Origin of the sequence: Nocardia sp. NPDC059764 (assembly GCF_042732555.1) — a bacterium.
GTDB lineage: Bacteria > Actinomycetota > Actinomycetes > Mycobacteriales > Mycobacteriaceae > Nocardia.
This window is the reverse complement of record NZ_JBHWHH010000099.1, coordinates 1-21,753: the sequence shown is the minus strand read 5'-3', so window position 1 is coordinate 21,753 and position 21,753 is coordinate 1. Positions and strand designations below refer to the sequence as shown.

Genomic DNA, 21,753 nt, shown 5'->3' with positions numbered 1-21,753 from the left:
GAGGACATCGTCAAAGCCATTGCCGAGCACGGGAAGTAGCCCGGAAACGAACGAAGCCCCTGACCGGATTGCCTGGTCAGGGGCTTCGTATTGTGCGCCATCAGGGACTCGAACCCCGAACCCGCTGATTAAGAGTCAGCTGCTCTGCCAATTGAGCTAATGGCGCGTGCTAATCCGCCGGGGGCCTCGGTCTTGCGCTCCGGGCTCTCTGCGGTGCGGATAGAACATTAACAGGGATGGTCGCGGAAAGTGAAATCGCCCCTCTGAGCTGGTGGTCTTTCGAGTTGTTGAGGGTTGTTAACGCAGCGGGGGCGATCTCGGATGTTGTGGGGGAAGCCTTTGGCGGGTGGCCGGCCGCGCGCCGAGACGTGAAGTGGGGTTGCGATGGGTGACAGGCAAGGCGGACGGCGGACCGGGAAGCTATGGGGGGCCGGGGTGGTGCTGTCCGTGGTGGCGCTGGCACTGGTCGGATGTTCCTCCGGTAGTAGCGGCCAGAAGTCCTCGGTGGTAATCGATTCCAACCCGATCAGCGAACTGATGAAGCCGAAGCTGCTCTCCCCGGTGAAGGACGGCGACAAGGGCGTGGCGCCCGGCGAGCTGAACCTGAAGGTGGAGGACGGCAAGTTCACCGCTGTCGTGCTGAGCAATCCGGACGGCAAGCCGGTGCCGGGTGAGCTCGCCGCCGACGGTCGCTCGTGGAAGTTGGCCGAGCAGCTGGGATTCGGGCGCACCTACAAGCTGGCGGTCGAGGCCATCGGCCTGGGCGGGGCGACCACCTCGGTGATGAGTTTCACCACGATCTCCCCGAACAACCGCACCCATCCGTATCTGCTGCCCGCCGAGAACGACGTGGTCGGCATCGGTCAGCCGGTGGCCGTGCAGTTCGACGAGAACATCCCGGACCGCAAGGCCGCCCAGAACGCGATCAAGATCACCACGACGCCGGCGGTCGAGGGCGCTTTCTACTGGGTCAACAATCGCGAGGTGCGCTGGCGGCCGCAGAACTTCTGGACCCCGGGCACCAAGGTCGACATCGCGGTCAACGCCTACGGCCACGACCTGGGCGGCGGACTGGTCGGCGACAGTGACATCCACTCCAGCTTCACCATCGGTGACGCCACCGTCTTCACCTCCGACGACAACACCAAGATCGTCACCGTGGAACGCAACGGCCAGGTGATCAAGACCATGCCCACCTCCATGGGCAAGGACTCCACCCCCACCGACAACGGCGTCTACATCGTGGGCGACAAGTTCGACCGCATCATCATGGATTCCTCCACCTACGGCGTCGCGGTGAACTCGCCCAACGGCTACAAGACGCCCGTGGACTGGGCGACCCGAATCTCGTACTCGGGCATCTTCTTCCACTCGGCCCCGTGGTCGGTGGGCGCGCAGGGCTATTCGAACACCAGCCACGGCTGCCTCAACCTCAGCCCGGCCGACGCCAAATGGGTCTACGAGAACGTGAAACGCGGTGACATCACCATCGTGAAGAACACCGTCGGCGGCACCCTGTCCGGCCTGGACGGGCTGGGCGACTGGAACATTCCGTGGGAGCAGTGGAAGGCGGGCAACGCCGACCGCGGCTGACCGCGGACATCACGGACACGGCAGAAGGGGCATCAGCAGCGCGCTGATGCCCCTTCGACCATGCTCGACCGGTGGAGGGTCGGACTCAGCCTATCTGGCCCGGACCGTTGGGGCCGCAGCCCAGGGCCGCCATGCCGGACAGCGCGGAGGCGGTGCCCATGACGGTGCAGGTGCCGGGTTCGGCGGAGTTGGTGTTCGACGAACCGAGCGCCCCGCCCAGCTTGAAGCCGGAGGAACCGGTGACCAAGGCCTCGATCGGGCTCTTCGGCGCCGGGTCGGTATTGGTGGGGCAGGGGGTGGTGGTCGTGGCCGTGGCGGGGCCCGCGGTGACGGTGCAGCCCGGAGTGGTGGTGCCTGGCGTCGTGGTCGGTGTCGTCGTGGTCGGCGACGTGGTCGACGGAGTCGTCGTGGTGGAGTCGATGAGGGCGATCTCCGCCATGGCGGCGGGCGCGGCGGGCAGGAGTGCCGCAACGGCTAGCAAAGTGGTTACGGCGTAACGGTTCACGTGCGAAAATCCTTCGGATCGAGCGTGGTCGGGGCCCCGACTCCCCAGATGGTCCTGAGCAGTCTACGAAGATCGCGTGACCTGCGCCGCAAAATGCGACACACTGACGTTTCTCTCACAGTCCGACGCGCGCCACCGCCCGCACCGGAGCCCCGTCCGCCCCGGTCAGCCGCAGCGGGAACAGCGACACTTCCACCCGCTGACCGGCCTCCTGTGCCGCCAGCACCGCCGCCAGACCGGTCAGATTCTCGGCGATCACGGCGTGCGCCCCGCACAGGATCCGATGCGCCGGAATCTCCTCGGCCGGGGTCGGGTCCACGCTGAGCGCGTCGATGCCGACCGTCCGCACCCCCGACGCGACCAGATACTCGGCGGCCGCCACGGTCAGATGCGGATGGTTCAGGTACTCGTGCGTGCCCCAGTGCTCCGACCATCCGGTCGCCACCAGCACGATCACGCCCGCAGCCACCCGCCCCTCGAAGTACTCGCGCCCGATCGACCCGCCCCCGCCCGCGGCCCGCGCGTCCACCACCACGGCCGGTCCGGTGAACCGCTCCAGTGGCAGCTCGTCGAGGGCGGGCAGAGCGTCGTCGATGTGCCGGGGCGCGTCCACGTGCGTGCCCGTCTGCGAACCCATGTCCAGGTGCAGCACATTGACGCCGTCGGCGGCCACGGTCAGCGCGGGTCGCACGGTCACCTCGGGATCGCCCGGGTAGACGGGCATGCCGGATCGGATCGGCACGGAGAGATCGAGGATGGGCATGTCAGCCGTGCTCCGGGGCGGTGGCGCGCAGCAGCCAGCAGGCGGCGGTGAAGCGGGCCGCGCCGTCGCGGACGAAGGGTTCGAAGGCGGCACGGACGACCTCGACGACCTTCGCGCGGGTCGCTTCATCGGCCTCGAGCAGCGCCAGGCCGACCGGTCCCAATTGGGAGACATAGCCGGTGAGGTCGGATTCGGGCAGCGCGCAGTCGGCGTCGACCGGGGTGATGTCGATATCGGTCCAGCCGGCGTCGGCCAGGATCCCGGCCACCCGCTCGCGGTCGGCGAACCCGAATTGCCCCGGGGCGTCCGGGATTCGGGGCCCGAGATCGGGGAGCAGCGGGGCGGCCGCGTCTTCCGCGGTGGTGAAGAACGGATTGTCGGCGGCGGCCCGCCACACGACACAGGCCAGCCGTCCGCCGGACCGGGTGGCGCGGCGCAGATTGGTGAACGCGGCCACCGGGTCGGCGAAGAACATCACCCCGAAGCGGGACATGACGAGGTCGTAGACCGCGGCGTCGAAGGCGTGGGTCTGGGCGTCGGCGCACACGAAATCCACCGGGAGGCCCGCGCGTTCGGCATTGGCGCGGGCCGCCTCGAGCATCGGCTCGGCGATATCGACGCCGGTGCAGCGCGCGCCCGTCGCGCGGGCCACGGCCAGAGTGGTGCCGCCGGTGCCGCAGCCGACATCCAGCACCCGCCGGGCGCCGTCGGTGCGGGCGGTCTCGACCAGCAGTTCCTCGAGCGGCCGCAGTACCCGGCCGATCAGGTCCTGGAAGTCGACCCAGGCAGTGCCGGAGGTGGCCCAGCGGTCGGATTGATCCTTGTCGAGCGGTGTCGTCATGATCGCTGTCCTTCATCGTGGAACGGACGGAGAACTACACTGTCTCAATTCAAGCTAACTTGAGGTCAAGTCCGAGGTAACCGTATGACCAGCCTGGATATCGCCGACGTGGTGCGCCGCACCGGCGTTCCCGCCTCGACCCTGCGCTACTACGAGGAACGCGGCCTGATCGCCTCCACCGGCCGACGCGGCCTGCGCCGCCAGTTCGACAGTTCGGTGCTCGAACAGCTGGCCCTCATCTCGCTGGGCCGCACCGCCGGATTCTCCCTCGACGACATCGTGCTGGTCTTCGGCCCGCAGGGCGAACTCCGGGTGGACCGGGCCCTGCTCACCGGCAAGGCCGACGAATTGGACCGCACCATCTCGCAAATGACCGCGGTGCGGGACGGCCTCCGGCATGCCGCCGCCTGTCCCGCCCCGAGTCACGCCGAATGCCCGAGCTTCCGGCGCATCCTGCTGGGCGTGATGGCGGGCGAGATCGACGTCGCGGAGGCGATGAGCGGACCGAAATGACTGCGTGACAGGTCATTTCAGCGCACGGCGTGCACGGCTTCCTTGGTGAGCGCGGCCACCAGCGGATTGTCGTAGGCCGCGTCCTTGTCCGGCTTGGCGGTGAGCACCACGATCACCAGCGGCGCGGGCCCGTCGGCGGGCCAGGTGACGGCGGCGTCGTTGGCGGTGCCGTAGTCGCCGGTACCGGTCTTGTCGCCGGTCTTCCAGTCCGCGGGCAGTCCGGCGCGGATGCGGGCGTCGCCGGTGGTGTTGGCGAGCAGCCACGCGGTCAGCTGCTTGCGTTCGGGATCGGCGAGAGTATTGCCGACGACCAGCTTCCGATAGACGCCGGCCAGGGCGGCCGGGGTCGTGGTGTCGCGCTCGTCGCCCGGGATATCGGTGTTGAGCTCCGGTTCCCAGCGGTCGCTGCGCGTCTTGTCGTCGCCGAGCAACCGCAGGAACTGGGTCAATCCCTGTGGGCCGCCGAGCAATTCGAGCAGCTGATTGCCCGCGGTGTTGTCGCTGCGGGTGATGGCGGCGTCACAGAGTTCGCTCACCGACATCCCCGTGTCCACCCGGGTGCTGGTGACCGGCGAACCCGCCACCACCTTGTCCGCGCCGAAATGGATGACCTGGTCGAAGAATCCGCTGTCGAGGGGATGCATCTTCAGGAGCGCGCCGCAGGCCAGGCCCTTGAACGTGGAGTTGAAGGTGAAGCGTTCGTCCTGCCGGTAGCCGACGGTCTTGCCGGTGCCGGTGTCGATCACGAAGACGCCCGCCCGCGCGCCGTGCTGCTCCTCGAGCGCCCGCAGGGCGGCGTCGCTCGGCGCGGCCGTGGTCGACGGCTCGTCGTGGGTGGCTTCGTTTTTCGAGTCGGTGCCGCACGCCGCGAACAGCGGCGTGAGCACGAGTAGTGAGGCCAGGGCGCGGTATTTCAGGGTCGGCAAAGCAAGCCTTTCAATCGGTTTCGAGCGGTGTGGAGTGTTGCGGCTGGTCAGCGCGGTGCGCGCAGCATGCGGCCCGCGGCCTGCGCGGCCGGGTCGGAACTGCCCGCGTCGCTGATGAAGACGGCGAAGGCGAGATCGCCGTCGATGCCGACGAACCAGCCGTGCGCGTGCTTGTCGTCGATGTATTCGGCGGTGCCGGTCTTGCCGAGCAGGCCGGGGATGTCGCGCAGGGCGGTGGCGGTGCCGCCGGTGATGGTCTCGCGCATCATGGATTTCACCTGATCGGCGATGCCGGGCGGCAGGGCCGGCGGCTGCCGGTCGGGCTTGCCGGGTTGACCCTGCACGATCGTCGGCGGCATGACCGACCCGTGGGCGAGGGAGGCCGCCAGCAGCGCCATGCCGAACGGCGACGCGGTCACCTTGCCCTGCCCGATGCCCTCCTCCACCCGCAGGGCGGGCGTGTCGGCGGTGGGCACTTTGCCGGTGACGGTGGTCAATCCCGGTGTCACATAGTCGATGCCGAGTCCGAGCTGGGCGGCGGCATTGGTCAGCCCGTCCGGCGGCAGCTGCACGGCCAGCCGTCCCATGGTGGTATTGCAGGACCGCGCGAAGGCGGTGCGCAGCGGCACCTGGCCGAGGTCGAAGTTATTGTCGTTGGGGATCTCCCGGCCCTCGATGTTCTCCTTGCCGGGGCAGGCGACGGTGGTGTCCGGGGTGACCTGACCGGCCTGGAGGGCGGCCGACACGGTCACGGTCTTGAAGGTGGAGCCCGGCGGATACAGCCCGGTCGATCCGATCGGACCCTGCGCGTCGGCGGGCGCGTTCTGCGCCATGGCCAGCACGTCGCCGGTGGAGGGCCGCAGCGCCACGATGGCCGCCGGGGTGGTGATCGGGGCCAGCGCCGCCTCGGCCGCCCGTTGCAGGCCGACGTCGAGGGTGGTGCGAATATCGGTGACCGGCTGGGGATCCGGGCCGCCGACCCGCTGGGTGCCGTCGCTGCCCTGGGCGCGGACCGCCCATCCGGCGGCGGCGTCGGCCTGCTGCTGCCACAGATCCGACAGACCCGAGAAGGTCGGTGAGGCGAGTGCCTTGTCGACGGCCAACAGTCGCGTCTGCTGCGCGGTCGTCACGTTCGCCAGCGTGGTGAGCGCGGATTGGACGGTGGCGTAATCGGATTCGCGGAGGGCGACCGCGGTGACCGGCTTCCCCTGCCCCGCGGCCAGATCCGCTTGCAGGCTCGCGGCCGTGATGTCGGGCGCGACCGGTTGCAGTGCCGCCGCGACGGCCGCGGGGTCCGCGCCGGTCGCGACGTTCACCAGGGTCACCACCTGCTGGGTGAGCAGCGGGCCGCCGGTGCTGTCCAGGATCTTGGCCGGGTCGGGGTAGGCGACGGCGTAGGACAGCGGGCCGATGTTCAGGCCGGGCGCGATGGTGGCCGGGTCCCAGCGGATCTTCCAGTCACCGCCGGAGCGTTCGGCGCGGCCCGCGGTGGTGTAGGTCCACTCGTTCTTGCCGTCCTTGCCCAGCTTCCAGGTGGCGGAGAGGGTGAAGGTGCCTCCGTCGTCGGTCTTCTCGACCTTGCTCGCCTCGAAACGCACCTGTTTGCCGAGGTTGTCGTACAGCGTTCCCAGGGTGGTCGAGGCGGTGGCCGGATCGCTGGTCGCGGTCGCGGCGGCCGGGACGTCGTCGCGGGTCAGCGCGTCGGCGAAGGCGTCGACGGTCTTGGACAATCCGGACGTGGGATCCGAGCCCGAGCACGCGGTCGCCGCCACCAGTACGGCCGCGACACAGATACCGGTGCTTGCCCTCCTGCTGAAAGCTGCCATGACAGCCACCCCAACACGGATCACCACCCGGTGTCCAAGACCAACACGGGTGAGAACCGATAAGCGTTTCATTATCGTCGCAGCGCAAGGCGCACGGGCTCGCGAAGTCGCGGGCGGTTGCCGGCCCGATCCGGGCGCCGGGAATGCTGGGGGAGTGGAAGCGATCTTCGGGACGGCCGGTGTCGAAGGCCGCGTGCACGCCCGCTGTCTGGACTGTGACGGCGAATTCGGCTGGGCCGCCGACGAACCGGTGGTGCTGTCCTCGGTGGTGAAGGTGCCGCTGGTACTGGAGTTCGCGCGGCAGGTCGCGGCCGGGCAGCTCGATCCCGCCGACCGGGTGCGCGCCGCGGCCGCGGACCGGCTGGGCGGGGTGGGGTCGGCGGGCTGCCACGACGATGTCGAATACAGCCTGCGCGACGCCGCCTACTTCGCGCTCACGGTCAGCGACAACACCGCCGCGGACCTGCTGTTCGACCGCGTCGGCGTCGACAATGTCCGCTCCCTGGTCCGCGAGCTCGGGCTCGCCGACACCCGGGTGATGGGGTCGATTCGCGACATCCTGTATTTGATGGCCGAGGACATCGGTGCGCGTGACCTGCTCGAATTCGCCCGGCGCTACCCCGAATCCAGTCCGGAGGAGGTGTTCGGCAGCCGGGCGGTGGATCCGCTGCGCACCACCGCCGGGACCGCCCGCGATATGACGCGCCTGCTGACGCTCATCGGCCGCGACCTGGCGGGCCCGCCCGAGGCGTGCCGGTTCGTGCGAGATCTCATGCGCCAGCAGGTGTACGGGCATCGGCTGCCGTCGGCGTTCCCGCCCGGGACCGACATCTGGTCCAAGACCGGGACGCTGCCGGGCATCCGCAACGAGATCGGTGTCGTCGAGTATCCGGACGGAAGCCGTTACGCCGTCGCGGTTTTCACGGTGTCACACAATCTGGCCGGGCGGCAGCCCGTGGTGGACCGGGCGATCGGGACGGCCGCCTTGACGGCCATCGAGCGCATCGATCACTGCCTGCCCGCGACCACATCCCACGGGCGGCGCTGCGGCGCGTCCTGAAGCGGGGCCGGGGGCGCCACGCCGTCGCCCTGCACCACCGACACGATGAGCTCGGCGAATTCCCGCACCAGCGGATGCGGGGCGGCGGCGGGCCAGGTCAGGGCGAGTCGCCAGCTCAGCGTGCCCTCCGGCAGCGGCCGCCACACCACCCGCGGCTCCTTCTGCGCCACCAGGCCGGTGTCGAAGGCGACGCCGCGACCCGACAGCACCATGCCGAGCACGAACTCCGGATTGACCGCGTGCTGCACCGAGGCGGGGTGGAAGCCATGTTCCCAGCAGGTGCGCAGGGTGGCGTCGTAGAGGCCGGGGGCGGCGGCGCGCGGGAAGATCACCAGGCCGTGCCCGCTCAGGTCGGCGAGAGTGAGGGAAGTCCGCTGGGCCAGTGGGGAATCCCGGGGCAGCACCACGCCGAGCGGGGTCTCCACGGCCGGACCGGATTCGAGGCCGGGCGTCTCGGCGGGATATTGCAGCAGGCCCGCGTCCAGTTCCCGTTCGCCGAGCAGGCGGACCTGTTCGGCGGTGGTCAGCTCCTGCAGGTCCACCCGCACCTGGCGGTTCTCGAACGCGGTCAGCATGGCGGCCAGCACCCGGCCCGCCAGTTCGGGCGGCACGCCCACCCGCAGTGCGTCGACCTCGCCGCGGTGGGCCTTGTCGACCAGTGATTTCGCGCGTTCCCAGCGGGCGATCAGGTCGCGCGCCTCGACCAGCAGGATCTGTCCGGCCTCGGTGAGCTCGACGCGGCGGCTGTCGCGATCGAGCAGCCGCGCGCCGAGCTCGCTCTCCAGCTTGCGGATGCGCTGGCTCAGCGCGGGCTGGGCGATCCGCAGCCGCTCGGCCGCGCGGCCGAAGTGCAACTCCTCGGCGACGGCGATGAAGTAGCGCAGCTGACGCAGCGGGTCCATCCCGTCGACGATATAGGTTTCCTTATCGCCGGGTGGTCAGGCCCGGGCGCGCACCTCGAGGATCTGCAGGCATCGTCCGATCGGGCCCTGCTGGTCGTGCAGGACGGTCGAGCACAGGCCGACCCCGTCGGGTCCGATCGAGGTCTCCACGGCCAGGCCGATCCATTCGCCGACCGGCAGCCGGAACAGGTCGATGGTCAGGTCGGTGTTGAGGAAGGTGAAGTGCCGCGGATCCAGCCGCGCGCCAACGCCATTGGCGACGTCCGCGACCGAGAACACGCGCACCAGGGGTGAGATCTCCTCGCCCTCGACCACCTCGACGATGGGCTTGACCCACACCCGCCGGGTGATGTCGTCGCTCTCCACGCCACGCAGGTCCACCGACTTCACGTAGCCGAGGTCCCACCCCTGGGGCAGGCGCCAGCTGACCTCGCCCTGCTCCGGGACGGGCGGCAGCGGGGCGTCGGCGGCGTGGGCGACGTCGGAGGTGTCGGTGGCGGCGAGCCGCCAGGCCGCGGCCTTGGCGACTACGCGGGCGCTGCCGTCCGGCTGCGGCGCGACGAGTTCGGCCGCCACCAGCTCGATCCGCTTGCCCGGCCGCTCGATCCAGGCCCGAACCTCGATCTCTCCCACCGGAATCGGGCCGAGGATCTCCATGGTCAGCCGAGCGACGCGGGTGCCTTCCCGGGGCGCGCACCGTTCCACCGCGCGGGCCAGCAGTGCCGAGGGCGGTGCGCCGTGCTGCATGGTTGCCGCCCAGACGCTCACCGTGGACCCGGTGGCCCGGTACCGCTCGAATCCGGCGCGCTGGGACTCCAGCGGGAGGAAGTACGCCCTGGTCCCGGCCTCGTCCTCCGAGGTCGCCTGATCTGCCGCTGTCGCATCCTGCATTCGGGTCACCCGGTCAACGTATCAGCCCACGTCCGACCCACTAGACGGTGTACGACAAACCCCCGCATGTCCATTCCGGCCGTTCGGCATTCGAGCCCATACCCTGAGGCATGCCGCTGTGTCCGAGCCGCTTCGGGGCGATCCATTACGAGGACGACCTGCCCCCGGAGCAGGAGCAGTTCGTCCTCGTGAACAGCCGGTTCTTCACCGATGGGGTGCGGATCTAGGGGACCGGGTCCGGTTCTCGGTCCGGGATGGCTTCCGCGGCGGGGGCTTTCCGCCGGCCGAGGACGGAGTGGGAACGGCTGTAGGCGAAGTAGATGACGATGCCCAGGGCCATCCAGACGACGAACCGGATCCAGGTCTCGATGGACAGGTTGAGCATCAGCCACAGGCAGGCCAGGGCGGCCAGGATGGGGATGACGGGGACCAGCGGGACGCGGAAGCCGCGCTTCAGGTCGGGGCGGGTGCGGCGCAGGATCGGGACGCCCAGCGAGACCAGGACGAACGCGACCAGGGTGCCGATATTGACCATTTCCTCGAGCGTGCCGAAGTCGACGAAACCGGCCAGGAGCGCGCAGATCACGCCGACCAGGACGGTCAGCCGGACGGGGGTGCCGTGCTTGCCGGTGTGGGCCAGACCGCGGGGGAGCAGGCCGTCGCGGGCCATGGCGAACAGGACCCGGGTCTGGCCCAGGAACATGACCATGACGACGGTCGACAGGCCCGCCAGCGCGCCGATGGAGATGATGTTCTTCGCCCAGGTCGCGCCGTGGATGGCGAAAGCGGTTGCCAGGGTGGCGTTCCCGCTGGCGAGCTCGGTGTAGGGGACCATGCCGGTGAGGATCAGCGAGACCGCGACGTACAGCACGGTGACGATGGCCAGCGAGGCGAAGATGCCGCGCGGGACGTCGCGCTGCGGATTGCGGGTCTCCTCGGCGGTGGTGGCCACCACGTCGAAGCCGACGAACGCGAAGAACACCAGCGAGGCCGCGGCCAGCAGGCCGTACCAGCCGAAACTGGTTCCGCCGGAACCGGTCAGGAAGGAGAACAGCGACTGGTGCACGCCGCCCGCCTGCTCCGAGGGCTGGGCCGGGGGAATGTAGGGGGTCAGGTTGGAGGCTTTGAAGTAGGTCGCGCCGACCACCAGCACCAGCGCGATCACGGCCAGCTTGATGGCCACCGCCACCGCGGAGACCCGCGAGGACAGCTTGGTGCCGGTCGCCAGCAGCGTGCCGACCACGGCGATGATCACCACCGCGCCCCAGTCGAAGGTGATGGACCCGATGTGCGCGACCGGGCTCACCACCCCGTGCAGCACCTCGCCGAGATACTGCGACCAGCCCTTGGCGACCACCGACACCGCGAGCGCGAACTCCAGGATCAGATCCCAGCCGATGATCCAGGCGATGACCTCGCCGAACGTGGCGTACGCGAACGTGTACGCACTGCCCGCCACCGGCACGGTCGAGGCGAATTCGGCGTAGCACAATGCCGTCAGCCCGCACGCGACGGCCGCGAACACGAAGGCCAGCGAGACCGACGGTCCCGCCACCGTGCCCGCGGTCCGGGCGGTGAGCGTGAAGATGCCCGCCCCGATGACCACGGCGACACCGAAGATGGTCAGATCCCGCGCGGTCAGATCCTTGCGCAGTTTGGAATCCGGTTCATCGGTATCCCGGATCGATTGCTCGACCGATTTGGTGCGGAACACTCCGCTCACGAACGCCACAGTGCGTCTCCTTTCCGAAATTCGGTGCGGCGTCAGCGAACTCGCGGGATGGCGTCGAGCCGCCGTTCCGCGAACCTGTTCGCCGCCGCGCCGGTGCCGATGCCCTCGGCCCTGGATTCCGCGATGATGTCGCGGCAGCGGTCGAAGATGCCCCTCACCGCGTCTTCGACCTCGGCCGGCGCCGCGTGCCGCAGCTCACCGGCCACCTGAACCAGCCCACCCGCATTGGCCACGAAATCCGGGACCCAGGTGATGCCGCGCTCGTTCAGGGCGTATTCCACCGCGGGCGTGGCCAACTGGTTGTTGGCCGCCCCGCAGACGAGTTTCGCCTCGATGGCCTCGGCGCTCGACGCGGTGAGCGTGCTGCCGAGGGCGCAGGGGGCGTAGACGTCGACCGGAGCCGTGGACACGGTGCTCAACAGTCGAACCGAGGGATGATCGGTCGAAATGCGTTCCAGCGCTGCGGTGTTCACGTCGGTGGCGCAGACCTCGGCGCCGTCGGCCAGCAGCAGCTGGATCAGTTCGCGGCCGACCTTGCCGACGCCCTCGACGCCGACCGTGCGGCCCGCCAGCGTCGGTGCGCCCCACACGGATTCGGCTCCGGCGCGCATGGCGTTGAACACGCCGAGCGCGGTGAGCCGGGCGCTGTCGCCGGACCCGCCCGCCGCGGTGCTGCGGCCGGTCACGTAGCCGGTGTGGCGGCCGATCGCGTCCAGATCGTCGGTGTTGGTGCCCACGTCGCCCGCCGTGATGTACCGCCCGCCGAGGGATTCCACGAAGCGCGCGTAGGCGGCGAACAACTCCTCGCTCTTGTCCTGCGCCGGATCGCCGATGATGACGGCCTTGCCGCCGCCCAGATCCACCCCGGCGGCCGCGGCCTTGTAGGTCATGCCCCACGACAGCCGCAGCACATCGTCCAGCGCGGCCGCCTCGGAGGCGTACGGGTACATCCGGGTGCCGCCGAGCGCCGGGCCGAGCGCGGTGGAGTGGATCGCGATGATCGCCTTGAGTCCGCTGCGGTCGTCCTCGCAGAACACCACCTGCTCGTGTCGCCGGGCGCTCAATTCGTGCGAGCGGCCGAAAACCCCTGCGTCGGTGTGCATTGCGGTCACGGTCGATTCCTTTCGTGGACGCCGCTCGTGGCGGCGGGTGGGTGGCCGCGGGGTGGGCGGCCGGGCGCTGCCGGGCCAGCGGCAGCAGTGGGTTGCCGCGGCGGGAGTGCCGGGGCGAGCGGGTTCGGGTGTCTGTGCGACGACTGATCGGCGCGCGTCACCCAGCTCCGGCGGCAGGATCAGGTCGCTGCCGGAACACGGTGGGTAGGTGTGGAATTGAGTGGTGAGCTGTCGGTCAGCCGTCGAGGCCGAGTTCGCGCAGGCGGGTGCGGTATCGCTCGACGTTGTCGAGCTTCACGTCCTCGTAGCCCCGGACCAGGTCGGGCAGGGCCGCCGCCTCGACGGCGGTGGCGTACCCGTCGACGGTGAGTCCGGCCGCGAGCCGCTGCACCATGCCGGTGTACTGGGACAGCAGTTCCCGCTCCACCTTGCGGACGTGGGCGTAGCCGAAGGGGTCGAGCTTGGTGCCGCGCAGCGCCTTGCCCTTGGCGAGCACCTTCAGGGCCACATGGGATTTCGGGGCGAGGCCGATCTTCTTCTCGCGGCCCAGCGCGCGCAGCGCCGGCGGGTGCAGCTTGTAGGTGAGGTTCTCCCCGCCGGGGACCTGCGCCTCGACCTCGTCCAGGAACGCGGGATCGACCAGCAGTCGCGCGACCTCGTATTCGTCCTTGTAGGCGGTGAACTTGAACAGCCCGCGCGCCACGGCCTCGGTGAACTCGGTGCGCTCGGTGACCGCGCGCTCGGCGGTCCACGCGGCCCGGACGGTGTCGATGTAGCGGCGGGCGGCCTTCACGTTCTGGTAGTCGATCAGTTCGGCGGCGCGCAGTTCCACCAGCCGCCGGACCTCGCCGTCGAAGCCGGTGCCCGTCAGCAGTTCGGCGGGCGCGACCCGCGGAGCACGCTGTGCCGCACCGGAATCGGTGGCCGCCGCGAACGCGGCCGGATCGGCGATGGCCACCCGGCCCCAGCGGAAGGCCGCGATATTGGCCGACACCGCGACACCGTTGATGCCGATCGCCTCCTCGATGGCCGCGGCGGGCAGCCGCAGGCCGCCGGTCTGGAAGGCCGCGCCGACCATCAGGAAGTTGGCGGCGGCGGTGGTGCCGAACAGGTGTTGCGAGGCGGCCAGGGCGTCGAAGGCGACCTGCGAATCCGATACCGCCGCCAGCCGATCCAGCAGCGGCCCGGTCTCCGGGTAGGCGACCGACTTGTCGTAGACCATGTCGCCGGTCGGGGTCTTGCTGGTCGAGGCGACGACGACGGTTCCGTCCGGGTTGCCGTACTGGAGGTTCTTGGGGTCGGCGGCGGTCAGCAGGTCGATGGCCATGATGCAGTCCGCGCTACCGGGGGTGAGCCGGTTCGACGGCTCCAATTCCGTGGTGGAGAACCGCAGATGCGACAGCACCGGCCCGGCCTTCTGGCTCAACCCGATCTGATCGAGGCTCTCGACCGCGTACCCGGCGCGCAGCGCGGCCGTGGCCAGCACCTGGTTGACCGTCACGATGCCGGTGCCGCCGATGCCGGCGATGAGCACGTTCTGCGTGCCCTGCGGAGCGCCGAGGCCCGGATCGGCCACGGCGGGCGGTTCGGTGGGCTTGCGCCGCACGCCGCGGACGCGCTGGGAGCCCTTGCCGCCCTTGGCATCCGGCCGCAGTTCCACCGTGACGAATGACGGGCAGTCCCCGTCCAGGCAGCTGTAGTCGGTATTGCACGAGGTCTGGTCGATGCGCGTCTTGCGCCCGAACTCGGTCTCCACCGGCTGCACCGACAGGCAGTTGGACTTGGTGCCGCAGTCGCCGCAGCCCTCGCACACCGCCTCGTTGATCACCACGCGGGTATTGCGCACCGGCAGTGTGCCGCGCTTGCGCTGTCGCCGGGCGTCGGCCGCGCAGTGCTGGTCGTAGATCAGCACCGTCACGCCCTTGACCTCGCGCAGCATCCTCTGCGCCTCGTCGAGCCGATCGCGATGCCACAGCAGCGTGCCCTTGGCCAGAGCTTTCCGGTTGTGCCGCTTGGGATCATCGGCGCAGATGATGATCTGCCGGACGCCTTCCATGGTCAGCTTGTGGGTCAGCTTGGCGACCGTCAGCCCGCCTTCCACGTCCTGCGCGCCGGTCATGGCGACGACCTCGTTGTAGAGCAGCTTGTAGGTGATGTTCACCCCCGCCGCCACACACGCCTGCACGGCCAGCTGGCCGGAGTGGAAGAAGGTCCCGTCGCCGATGTTCTGGAACAGGTGCGGCACATCGGTGAACGGGGCCTGCCCGATCCACTGGCTGCCCTCGCCGCCCATCTGGGTGAGGCCGGTGACCGCGCTGTCGCTGCGCCCGGACAGGGTGACCAGGGTGTGGCAGCCGATGCCGCCACCGCCGATGGACCCCTCGGGCAGGGCGGTGGAACGGTTGTGCGGGCAGCCGCTGCAGAAGTACGGGGTGCGCTTGGCGGACAGCACCTCCAGCGACAGCGCCGGGGGCGGAGCCTTCTTCAGCTCGACGTGTTCGCGCAGCACCCGGCGCAGCGGGCCGAGTAGACGGCCGGCGGTGAGCTCGCCGTCGAACGGCATGAGCGGCCGCCCGGCCCCGTCCAGCTTGCCGAGGATGCGCGGGGCGTCGGCGGTGCCGTACAGGATCTCGCGGATCTGGGTCTCGACGAAGGCGGTCTTGTCCTCCACCACGATGATCTGTTCCAGGCCGCGCGCGAACTCGGTGACCCGCTGCGCGCCGACGGGATACGGCATGCCGATGCGCAGCAGGCGGATGCCGGCCCGGTGCATGGCCGCCTCGTCGACGCCGAGATCGTGCAGGCCCTGCCGGACCGCGTCGAAGGTGGTGCCGGTGGCCGCGATCCCGATCCGCGCGTGGACCGGATCGACCTCGATGACATCGAGATCATTGGCGGCCCCGAAGGCGCGCACGGTGGCCCAGCGCGGCCCGTACAGATCGGCCTCGGCGAGCACGCTGTCGGCGGGGGCCGCCATGGGCCGCTGCCGGTAGGCGAAAGTCCTGCCCTCCCACTGCACTTCGGGCACCGCGATGGGCAGGTTCGCGACCGAGCCGTCCACCGTCCAGGCCCCGTCGGCGACATCGGCCACGATCTTCAGCGCCACGACGCACCCCGAGGCCCGCGACAACGCGATGCCCTGCATCCCCATGGTGATGATCTCGCGGGCATTGCGAGGGAACAGCACCGGCACACCCATGGCGGCCAGCGACCGCTCGCTCACCGCGGGCACGGTCGAGGACTTCGAGGCCGGGTCGTCGCCGACCAGCAGCAGCACGCCGCCGCGCGGATTCACCCCGTACATGTTCGCGTGCCGGATGGCGTCGGTGGCCCGGTCCACGCCGGGGCCCTTGCCGTACCAGACCCCGACCACGCCGTCGTGGGTCGGCGTCCCGGCGGGCAGATCGGCCTGGCTACCCCAGACCGCGGTGGCCGCGAGCTCCTCGTTGAAGCCTGGCACGAAGGCGATGTCGTGTTCGGTCAGCACGGTCGGCATGCCCAGCAGCATCTTGTCGACCCCGCCCAGCGGGCTGCCCTGATACCCGGACACGAAGGTCGCGACCCGGTGACCGGCGCGCATATCCCGCACCTGCTGTTCCACCAGCAGGCGGGCGATGGCCTGCACGCCGGTGAGGAGGACCGGACCCGCGCCGGACCGGTAGCGGTCGGCGAGGTCGTAGGGCGTAGCCGGTTCGGCCTGTGGTGCAGGCGCGCAGGCAACGTCGGTCATGAACAGTCACCACACTCTCCACAGCTCAGATTGTGAGCTGCAACGAAGGGACCAAGCGATCGGTGCTGCGAAATCTGCCGTGAAGGGTGATCTGTGTCAACAGTCGGGCGAAAAGTTGATCAGACTGCTCAAAAGTGATCTGGAACACTGTGACGGGCGCAGCATTCTGGTCAGCCGGGGGCCGGGTGACTGGTCAGATGCTCGACGAGCGGCAGCGACCGGTATTCGATCGGCGTCGCCAGCGCCAGCATGGTCTCGGTGTGCTTGACCCCGGTGATGGCGTGCACCCGCTGGATGACGCCGAGCAGGTCCGGCTGCGACCGGGCCGCCACCCGGACCAGCAGGTCGCCGCGCCCGGTGGTGGCGTGCACCTCGAGCACGTTCGGGAACGCGCGCAACGACTCCACGATGTCGTTCATCTTGTTCTGGTCCAGTTCGATGCCGAGGAACGCGTGCACCGCGAACCCGATGGCCTCGAGATCCACGTCCGGCGGATACCCCCGGACCACCCCGGCCGCCTCCAGCCGTTTCATCCGCGCCTGCACGGTGTTCCGCGCGATCCCGAGCCGCTGCGCCAATTCCAGGATCGGCACCCGCGGATCGGCCGCCAGTTCCCGGAGCAGTGCGGAATCGAGCGCGTCGATCTTGATGCTCATGCCGCATTCTCGCACAGTGGTTCTCGATAACATCGCTGCTCACGCGGCCGATGATGAGGGCGTGAAGCGTGTTCGCGGAGGACTCATGAAGACCAGGTCAGCGGCTCTGTTCGCGATGGCGGCCGCCGTGGTGGCGGTGACTACCGCATGCGATCCGGGGTCGTCGACGGGCCCGGTGACGACCAGTCCCGCCGGCCCGGCCACCACCGCGGCGGGGAGTCCCGCGCCGACCACCGCCTCGCAGCAGCCGGGCACCGCTCCCGCGGGGAGTGGGCACGGGCTGTGCTTCGACATCAACTCCGACCTGGCGCGCGCCGCCATCGCCACACTGAATCCGCCGCCGGTCGGCGGCTGGAAGACCGGGCAGGCGGGGGAGGTGGCGCTCGACTCGGGCTGCGACGGGGTGCTGTCGTGGATGATGGTGAACTCCGACACCAATCATCCGTACACGCACGTGCTGTTCTTCACCGGCGGCACGTATCTGGGCACGGCCACCTCCGATCCGTACATGTACACGCTGGTCACCGGCCAGACACGGAACTCGCTCTCGCTGACCTACCGCTGGCTCAACAACAGCGATCCCATGTGCTGTCCCCAAGGCGGTCCCAGCGTCGTCACCTTCACGCTCAACGGCACGACAGTGAAAGCGGACGGCCAGTTCCCGCCGCACGCCTGACGTGTGCTCGCGAAAGAGGCCCGGAACCAACAGGTTCCGGGCCTCTCTCCTACAAGACTGAGGGTCAGGCCAGCGGGCCGACCACCGACTCCGCACCCGCCAGCAGCTCACCCGAGGCCGCCAGGCGCACAACGGCCTCGATCTCCGGAGCCAGGTAGCGGTCCGGGCCCGGACCCTGCACCGATTCGCGAATGCGGTCGCGGACGGCGGCGGTCGCGGGGGACGGCTCCAGCGGCGCGCGCAGGTCCAGGGCGCGGGCCGCGGTGAGGGCCTCGATGGCCAGCACCCGGGTCAGGCCGTCGATGGCGCGGCGCAGCTTGCGGGCCGCCGACCAGCCCATGGAAACGTGGTCCTCCTGCATGGCCGAGGAGGGGATCGAGTCCACGCTCGCGGGCGCGGCCAGACGCTTGAGCTCGGAGACGATCGCCGCCTGCGTGTACTGGGCGATCATGTGGCCGCTGTCCACGCCGGGATCGTCGGCCAGGAACGGCGGCAGGCCGTGGTTGCGGGCCCGGTCCAGGAAACGGTCGGTGCGGCGTTCGCTGATGCTGGCCACATCGGCGACCACGATGGCCAGGAAGTCGAGCACGTAGGCGACCGGCGCGCCGTGGAAGTTGCCGTTGGACTCCACCCGCCCGTCGAGGGTGACCACCGGATTGTCGACGGCGCTGGCCAATTCGTAGGACGCGATCAGCTCGGCGTGCGCGAGGGTGTCGCGGGCGCCGCCGGCCACCTGCGGGGCGCAGCGCAGCGAGTACGCGTCCTGCACCACCGTGCAGTCGGGGGTGGCGTGGCTGGCCACGATGCCCGAACCCTGCAGCAGCCGAACCATGTTCGAGGCGGCCAGCGCCTGGCCCGGCTGCGGGCGCAGGGCCTGCAGGTCGGCGGCGAACACCTTGTCGGTGCCCAGCAGGCCCTCGACGCTCATCGACGCGGTCACGTCGGCCAGGCGCAGCAGCCGGCGCAGATCGTGGCAGGCCAGCACCAGCATGCCGAGCATGCCGTCGGTGCCGTTGATCAGCGCCAGGCCCTCCTTCTCGGCAAAGACCATCGGCTCCAGGCCGGCCGCGGCCAGGGCCTGCGCGGCGGGCATCAGCGTGCCCTCCGCGTCGCGCACCATGCCCTCGCCCATGACCGCGAGGGCGACGTGCGACAGGGGAGCCAGGTCGCCGGAACAGCCGAGGCTGCCGTATTCGTGCACCACCGGCGTGATCCCCGCCGACAGCATGGCGGCATACGCCTGGGCGACCTCCACGCGCACGCCGGTCCGGCCGGTCGCCAGCGTGGACAGCCGCAGCAGCATGAGCGCCCGGATCACCTCACGCTCGACCTCCGCGCCCGAACCGGCCGCGTGCGAGCGAACCAGGCTGCGCTGCAGCTGGGTTCGCAGTTCCAGCGCGATGTGGCGGGTGGCCAGGGCTCCGAATCCGGTGGATACGCCGTAGACCGGCTTCGGGTCGGCGGCGAGCGCCTCGATGCGGGTGCGGCTGGCCGCGATCACGGTGAGCGCGTCCTCCGACAGTCGCACGGTGGCGTTGCCGCGGGCGACCCGGACCACGTCCTCGGGGGTGAGGGCGCCGACGCCGACGACGACCTCGGTGTCGGACGCTGCGGTGTTTTCCTCGGAGAGTCGGAGAGTGTTCGCGCTCATCGTGATGTTGTCCTATCGAATCTTGTTCAGGGCAGGGCGATTTCCGGGGCCGGTTCGGTGAGGGCCGCCGGAACGGGTTGGGGTGCGGGCCGGACCCACAGCCGGAAGGCGGCGGTGAGCAGGACCAGCCAGACGGCTCCGACGACCAGCGCCACCCGGGTGTCGGCGTCGAAGGCGAGCAGGAGGATGACGAAGGCCAGGCCCGCGATCGCGGCGATCGGCAGGTACGGCCAGAACGGCACCGGGAACTTCAGCTCGGCGGTCTCCGCCGCGCTGAGCTGTTTGCGCGAGCGGAAGTGCGACAGCAGGATCATCAGCCACACGAAGACCGTGGCGAAGGTGGCGATCGAGGCGATGACCACGAAGACCCGGTCCGGGATCAGGTAGTTGAGCACCACGCCGACCAGCAGGGCCGACACCATGATGACCACGGTCATCCACGGCACACCGTTGCCGGAGACCCGCCGCATCACCGCGGGGGCCTGCCCGCGCAGGGCCATGCCATACATCATCCGGCCCGCGCCGAAGATATTGCTGTTGATGGCCGACAGCGCGGCGGTGATCACCACGATGTTCAGCACGGTCGCGGCCGAGCTCAGGCCCAGGCTGTCGAAGATCTGGACGAACGGGCTGCCCTCGTCGCCGATCTGGTTCCACGGCGTGACGGCCATGATCACGGCCAGGGTGAGGATGTAGAACAGCATGATGCGGGCGGGCACGGTGTTGATCGCGCGCGGGATGGTGCGCTCGGGGTCCTCCGCCTCGCCGGCGGTGACGCCGATGATCTCCGAGCCTCCGAAGGCGAACATGACGATCGCGAAGCAGCCGAGGAAGCCGCCGGTCCCGTTGGCGAAGAAGCCGCCGCCGGCGTTGAGGTTGGACAGGCCGCTGCTGGTGTCGTGGATGCCGAATCCCCAGATGAGAACGGCGATCCCGCCCGCGATCATGGCGATGATGGCGACCACCTTGACCAGGCTGAACCAGAATTCGAGTTCACCGAAGACCTTGACGTTGAGCAGGTTGATCGCGCCGATGAAGAAGACGATCGCCAGCACCCAGATCCAGCGGGGCACATCGGGATACCAGAACCCCATGTAGACGCCGAAGGCGGTGGTGTCGGCCAGCAGCACGATGACCATTTCGAAGACGTAGGTCCAGCCGGTCAGGAACCCGGCCAGCGGACCGATGTGCTGGCTGGCGTATTCGCCGAACGACCCGGACACCGGGTTGCGGACGGCCATTTCGCCCAGCGCCCGCAGCACGATGAAGATGACCGCGCCGCCGATCAGGTAGGCCAGCAGGACCGAGGGGCCGGCCTTCTTGATCGCTTCGGCCGAGCCGTAGAACAGGCCGGTGCCGATCGCGGATCCGAGTGCGATGAATCGGATGTGGCGGGCGGTGAGACCCCGGGTCAGGGTCGAGGAGATGTCTTTCACGGATCGGACTCCCTGATGTTGTTCACGACGCAGTTCGACAGGGATTGTGAGTGCGTTCACACATGTATAGGGCTGTCTATACAACTGTGTCAAGAGTGTGCAGTTACACGACGGCAACTAATCTAGAGTGCTGCCACGCCGAGTCGCGATCCGGTGGATCAGTCGAGCGGCCGTGCGCGCGGTCCGATGGTCGATATCGAGGTCGGGATTCAACTCCGCCACATCCAGCAAGGCCAGCTTCCCGCTGTGCGCGACCAGGTCACATACCCGTTCGATGACCTCCAGCGGCACCCCGTACGCGGCGGGCGCGCTGACACCCGGGGCGACCGCCGCGGGCAGGACATCCAGGTCAATGGTCATATACAGGACATCGATGGAGGCCAGGAACTCCTCGATGAAACCGCGCACGCCGGGGAGATCCGTGGCGGTGCAGTCCTCATCGAGCCGATATCGCACGCCCAGGGCCGCGGCGGTCTCGAACAGGGCCACGGTATTGCTCGGCTGGGAGATGCCCAGCACCGCGTAGTTCAGCGTCCGCCCGGCCTCGGCCTCGCGCTCGGCCATCTGCCGGAACGGCGTGCCCGAGCTGGGTGTCGAGTCGCCGCGCAGGTCGAAATGGGCGTCGAGGTTGAGTACGCCGAGGCGCGCTCCCGATGCGACGGCCTGCGAGGCGGCGATGCCGAGATAGCTGCCGTAGGCGACTTCGTGGCCGCCGCCGAGGACCGTCACGAAGTGCCCGGCGTCGAGCAGTTCGGTCACCCCCGCGCCCAGCCGCGGCTGGCCGTATTCCAGATCCCCGTCCTCGACCGCCACGTCACCGGCGTCCATGGCGCTTGCCGGGCAGGGGAGCGCCATGGACGACAGTGCCTGCCGCAGCGCGGCTGGTCCGGCGGCAGCTCCGGTCCGCCCCGTGTTGCGGCGGACCCCCTCCTGTCTCTTA

At 69.6% G+C, this 21,753-nt stretch carries 18 protein-coding genes and 1 tRNA gene; 4 read left to right on the top strand and 15 right to left on the bottom strand.

The window, feature by feature from the left end; genetic code table 11:
• Positions 1 to 93: 93 nt before the first annotated feature.
• A tRNA-Lys gene (locus tag ACFV4K_RS21830) sits at positions 94 to 166 on the bottom strand.
• A gap of 218 nt (positions 167 to 384) precedes the next feature.
• On the opposite strand from ACFV4K_RS21830, the gene ACFV4K_RS21825 reads away from it, so the two are divergent.
• Positions 385 to 1,593 (top strand): Ig-like domain-containing protein, encoded by a 1,209-nt coding sequence (locus ACFV4K_RS21825; RefSeq protein WP_379277203.1) that lies wholly within the window; start codon positions 385 to 387, stop codon positions 1,591 to 1,593.
• 85 nt (positions 1,594 to 1,678) lie between these two features.
• Here ACFV4K_RS21825 and ACFV4K_RS21820 read toward each other — a convergent pair whose 3' ends face one another.
• From ACFV4K_RS21820 to ACFV4K_RS21810, 3 genes are all read right to left on the bottom strand, one after another.
• Positions 1,679 to 2,098 carry a hypothetical protein gene (locus tag ACFV4K_RS21820; RefSeq protein WP_379277202.1) on the bottom strand — a complete coding sequence of 140 codons (420 nt, stop codon included), beginning with the start codon at positions 2,096 to 2,098 and terminating at the stop codon, positions 1,679 to 1,681.
• 115 nt (positions 2,099 to 2,213) lie between these two features.
• Positions 2,214 to 2,861 carry a cyclase family protein gene (locus ACFV4K_RS21815; protein ID WP_379277201.1) on the bottom strand — a complete coding sequence of 216 codons (648 nt, stop codon included), beginning with the start codon at positions 2,859 to 2,861 and terminating at the stop codon, positions 2,214 to 2,216.
• A gap of 1 nt (position 2,862) precedes the next feature.
• On the bottom strand, positions 2,863 to 3,702 hold the full coding sequence (locus ACFV4K_RS21810; RefSeq protein ID WP_379277200.1) for a class I SAM-dependent methyltransferase: 840 nt from the start codon (positions 3,700 to 3,702) through the stop codon (positions 2,863 to 2,865).
• A gap of 84 nt (positions 3,703 to 3,786) precedes the next feature.
• Between ACFV4K_RS21810 and ACFV4K_RS21805 the strand changes: the two genes are divergently transcribed.
• Positions 3,787 to 4,215 carry a helix-turn-helix domain-containing protein gene (locus tag ACFV4K_RS21805; RefSeq protein ID WP_379277199.1) on the top strand — a complete coding sequence of 143 codons (429 nt, stop codon included), beginning with the start codon at positions 3,787 to 3,789 and terminating at the stop codon, positions 4,213 to 4,215.
• A gap of 17 nt (positions 4,216 to 4,232) precedes the next feature.
• On the opposite strand, the gene bla is transcribed toward ACFV4K_RS21805, so the two are convergent.
• Positions 4,233 to 5,141 carry a class A beta-lactamase gene (gene bla, locus ACFV4K_RS21800; protein ID WP_379277198.1) on the bottom strand — a complete coding sequence of 303 codons (909 nt, stop codon included), beginning with the start codon at positions 5,139 to 5,141 and terminating at the stop codon, positions 4,233 to 4,235.
• Between the two features lie 47 nt (positions 5,142 to 5,188).
• Positions 5,189 to 6,967: a penicillin-binding transpeptidase domain-containing protein gene (locus ACFV4K_RS21795; RefSeq protein ID WP_379277197.1), complete on the bottom strand. Its 1,779-nt coding sequence runs from the start codon at positions 6,965 to 6,967 to the stop codon at positions 5,189 to 5,191.
• 154 nt (positions 6,968 to 7,121) lie between these two features.
• Between ACFV4K_RS21795 and ACFV4K_RS21790 the strand changes: the two genes are divergently transcribed.
• Entirely contained in the window at positions 7,122 to 8,027 is a 906-nt protein-coding gene (locus ACFV4K_RS21790) for a serine hydrolase (RefSeq protein WP_379277196.1), read from the top strand.
• Here the strand turns inward: ACFV4K_RS21790 and ACFV4K_RS21785 are convergent.
• The 6 genes from ACFV4K_RS21785 to ACFV4K_RS21760 all read right to left on the bottom strand — a co-directional run bounded on the left by ACFV4K_RS21785 (position 7,976) and on the right by ACFV4K_RS21760 (position 17,050).
• On the bottom strand, positions 7,976 to 8,929 hold the full coding sequence (locus ACFV4K_RS21785) for a LysR substrate-binding domain-containing protein (RefSeq protein WP_379277195.1): 954 nt from the start codon (positions 8,927 to 8,929) through the stop codon (positions 7,976 to 7,978). The two genes, ACFV4K_RS21790 and ACFV4K_RS21785, sit on opposite strands and share 52 nt — an antisense overlap.
• Positions 8,930 to 8,965: 36 nt before the next feature.
• Positions 8,966 to 9,820 carry a thioesterase family protein gene (locus ACFV4K_RS21780; protein WP_379277194.1) on the bottom strand — a complete coding sequence of 285 codons (855 nt, stop codon included), beginning with the start codon at positions 9,818 to 9,820 and terminating at the stop codon, positions 8,966 to 8,968.
• A gap of 223 nt (positions 9,821 to 10,043) precedes the next feature.
• A complete protein-coding gene (locus ACFV4K_RS21775) occupies positions 10,044 to 11,552 on the bottom strand; it encodes an amino acid permease (RefSeq protein WP_379277193.1) in 1,509 nt (502 codons plus the stop codon).
• A 32-nt stretch (positions 11,553 to 11,584) separates the two neighbouring features.
• On the bottom strand, positions 11,585 to 12,655 hold the full coding sequence (locus ACFV4K_RS21770; protein WP_379277206.1) for a Glu/Leu/Phe/Val dehydrogenase: 1,071 nt from the start codon (positions 12,653 to 12,655) through the stop codon (positions 11,585 to 11,587).
• Between the two features lie 244 nt (positions 12,656 to 12,899).
• Complete coding sequence (locus ACFV4K_RS21765) at positions 12,900 to 16,394, bottom strand: indolepyruvate ferredoxin oxidoreductase family protein (protein WP_379277191.1); 3,495 nt, start codon at positions 16,392 to 16,394, stop codon at positions 12,900 to 12,902.
• A gap of 170 nt (positions 16,395 to 16,564) precedes the next feature.
• Entirely contained in the window at positions 16,565 to 17,050 is a 486-nt protein-coding gene (locus ACFV4K_RS21760; protein WP_379277190.1) for an Lrp/AsnC family transcriptional regulator, read from the bottom strand.
• An 85-nt stretch (positions 17,051 to 17,135) separates the two neighbouring features.
• On the opposite strand from ACFV4K_RS21760, the gene ACFV4K_RS21755 reads away from it, so the two are divergent.
• Positions 17,136 to 17,726: an LppP/LprE family lipoprotein gene (locus ACFV4K_RS21755; RefSeq protein ID WP_379277188.1), complete on the top strand. Its 591-nt coding sequence runs from the start codon at positions 17,136 to 17,138 to the stop codon at positions 17,724 to 17,726.
• Positions 17,727 to 17,790: 64 nt separating this feature from the next.
• Here ACFV4K_RS21755 and hutH read toward each other — a convergent pair whose 3' ends face one another.
• From hutH to hutG, 3 genes are all read right to left on the bottom strand, one after another.
• On the bottom strand, positions 17,791 to 19,377 hold the full coding sequence (hutH, locus tag ACFV4K_RS21750) for a histidine ammonia-lyase (RefSeq protein ID WP_379277187.1): 1,587 nt from the start codon (positions 19,375 to 19,377) through the stop codon (positions 17,791 to 17,793).
• A gap of 26 nt (positions 19,378 to 19,403) precedes the next feature.
• Positions 19,404 to 20,813: an amino acid permease gene (locus ACFV4K_RS21745; protein WP_379277185.1), complete on the bottom strand. Its 1,410-nt coding sequence runs from the start codon at positions 20,811 to 20,813 to the stop codon at positions 19,404 to 19,406.
• 117 nt (positions 20,814 to 20,930) lie between these two features.
• Positions 20,931 to 21,753, bottom strand: an 823-nt coding sequence (gene hutG / locus ACFV4K_RS21740) for a formimidoylglutamase (protein WP_379277183.1), incomplete at its 5' end; no start/stop codon positions are given.

Coding starts and splice junctions, on each gene's coding strand:
- ACFV4K_RS21825 (WP_379277203.1), top strand. CDS start 385: ATGGGTGACAGGCAAGGCGGACGGCGGACCGGGAAGCTATGGGGGGCC.
- ACFV4K_RS21815 (WP_379277201.1), bottom strand. CDS start 2,861: ATGCCCATCCTCGATCTCTCCGTGCCGATCCGATCCGGCATGCCCGTC.
- ACFV4K_RS21810 (WP_379277200.1), bottom strand. CDS start 3,702: ATGACGACACCGCTCGACAAGGATCAATCCGACCGCTGGGCCACCTCC.
- ACFV4K_RS21805 (WP_379277199.1), top strand. CDS start 3,787: ATGACCAGCCTGGATATCGCCGACGTGGTGCGCCGCACCGGCGTTCCC.
- ACFV4K_RS21795 (WP_379277197.1), bottom strand. CDS start 6,967: ATGGCAGCTTTCAGCAGGAGGGCAAGCACCGGTATCTGTGTCGCGGCC.
- ACFV4K_RS21785 (WP_379277195.1), bottom strand. CDS start 8,929: ATGGACCCGCTGCGTCAGCTGCGCTACTTCATCGCCGTCGCCGAGGAG.
- ACFV4K_RS21780 (WP_379277194.1), bottom strand. CDS start 9,820: ATGCAGGATGCGACAGCGGCAGATCAGGCGACCTCGGAGGACGAGGCC.
- ACFV4K_RS21770 (WP_379277206.1), bottom strand. CDS start 12,655: ATGCACACCGACGCAGGGGTTTTCGGCCGCTCGCACGAATTGAGCGCC.
- ACFV4K_RS21765 (WP_379277191.1), bottom strand. CDS start 16,394: ATGACCGACGTTGCCTGCGCGCCTGCACCACAGGCCGAACCGGCTACG.
- ACFV4K_RS21760 (WP_379277190.1), bottom strand. CDS start 17,050: ATGAGCATCAAGATCGACGCGCTCGATTCCGCACTGCTCCGGGAACTG.
- ACFV4K_RS21755 (WP_379277188.1), top strand. CDS start 17,136: ATGAAGACCAGGTCAGCGGCTCTGTTCGCGATGGCGGCCGCCGTGGTG.
- hutH (WP_379277187.1), bottom strand. CDS start 19,377: ATGAGCGCGAACACTCTCCGACTCTCCGAGGAAAACACCGCAGCGTCC.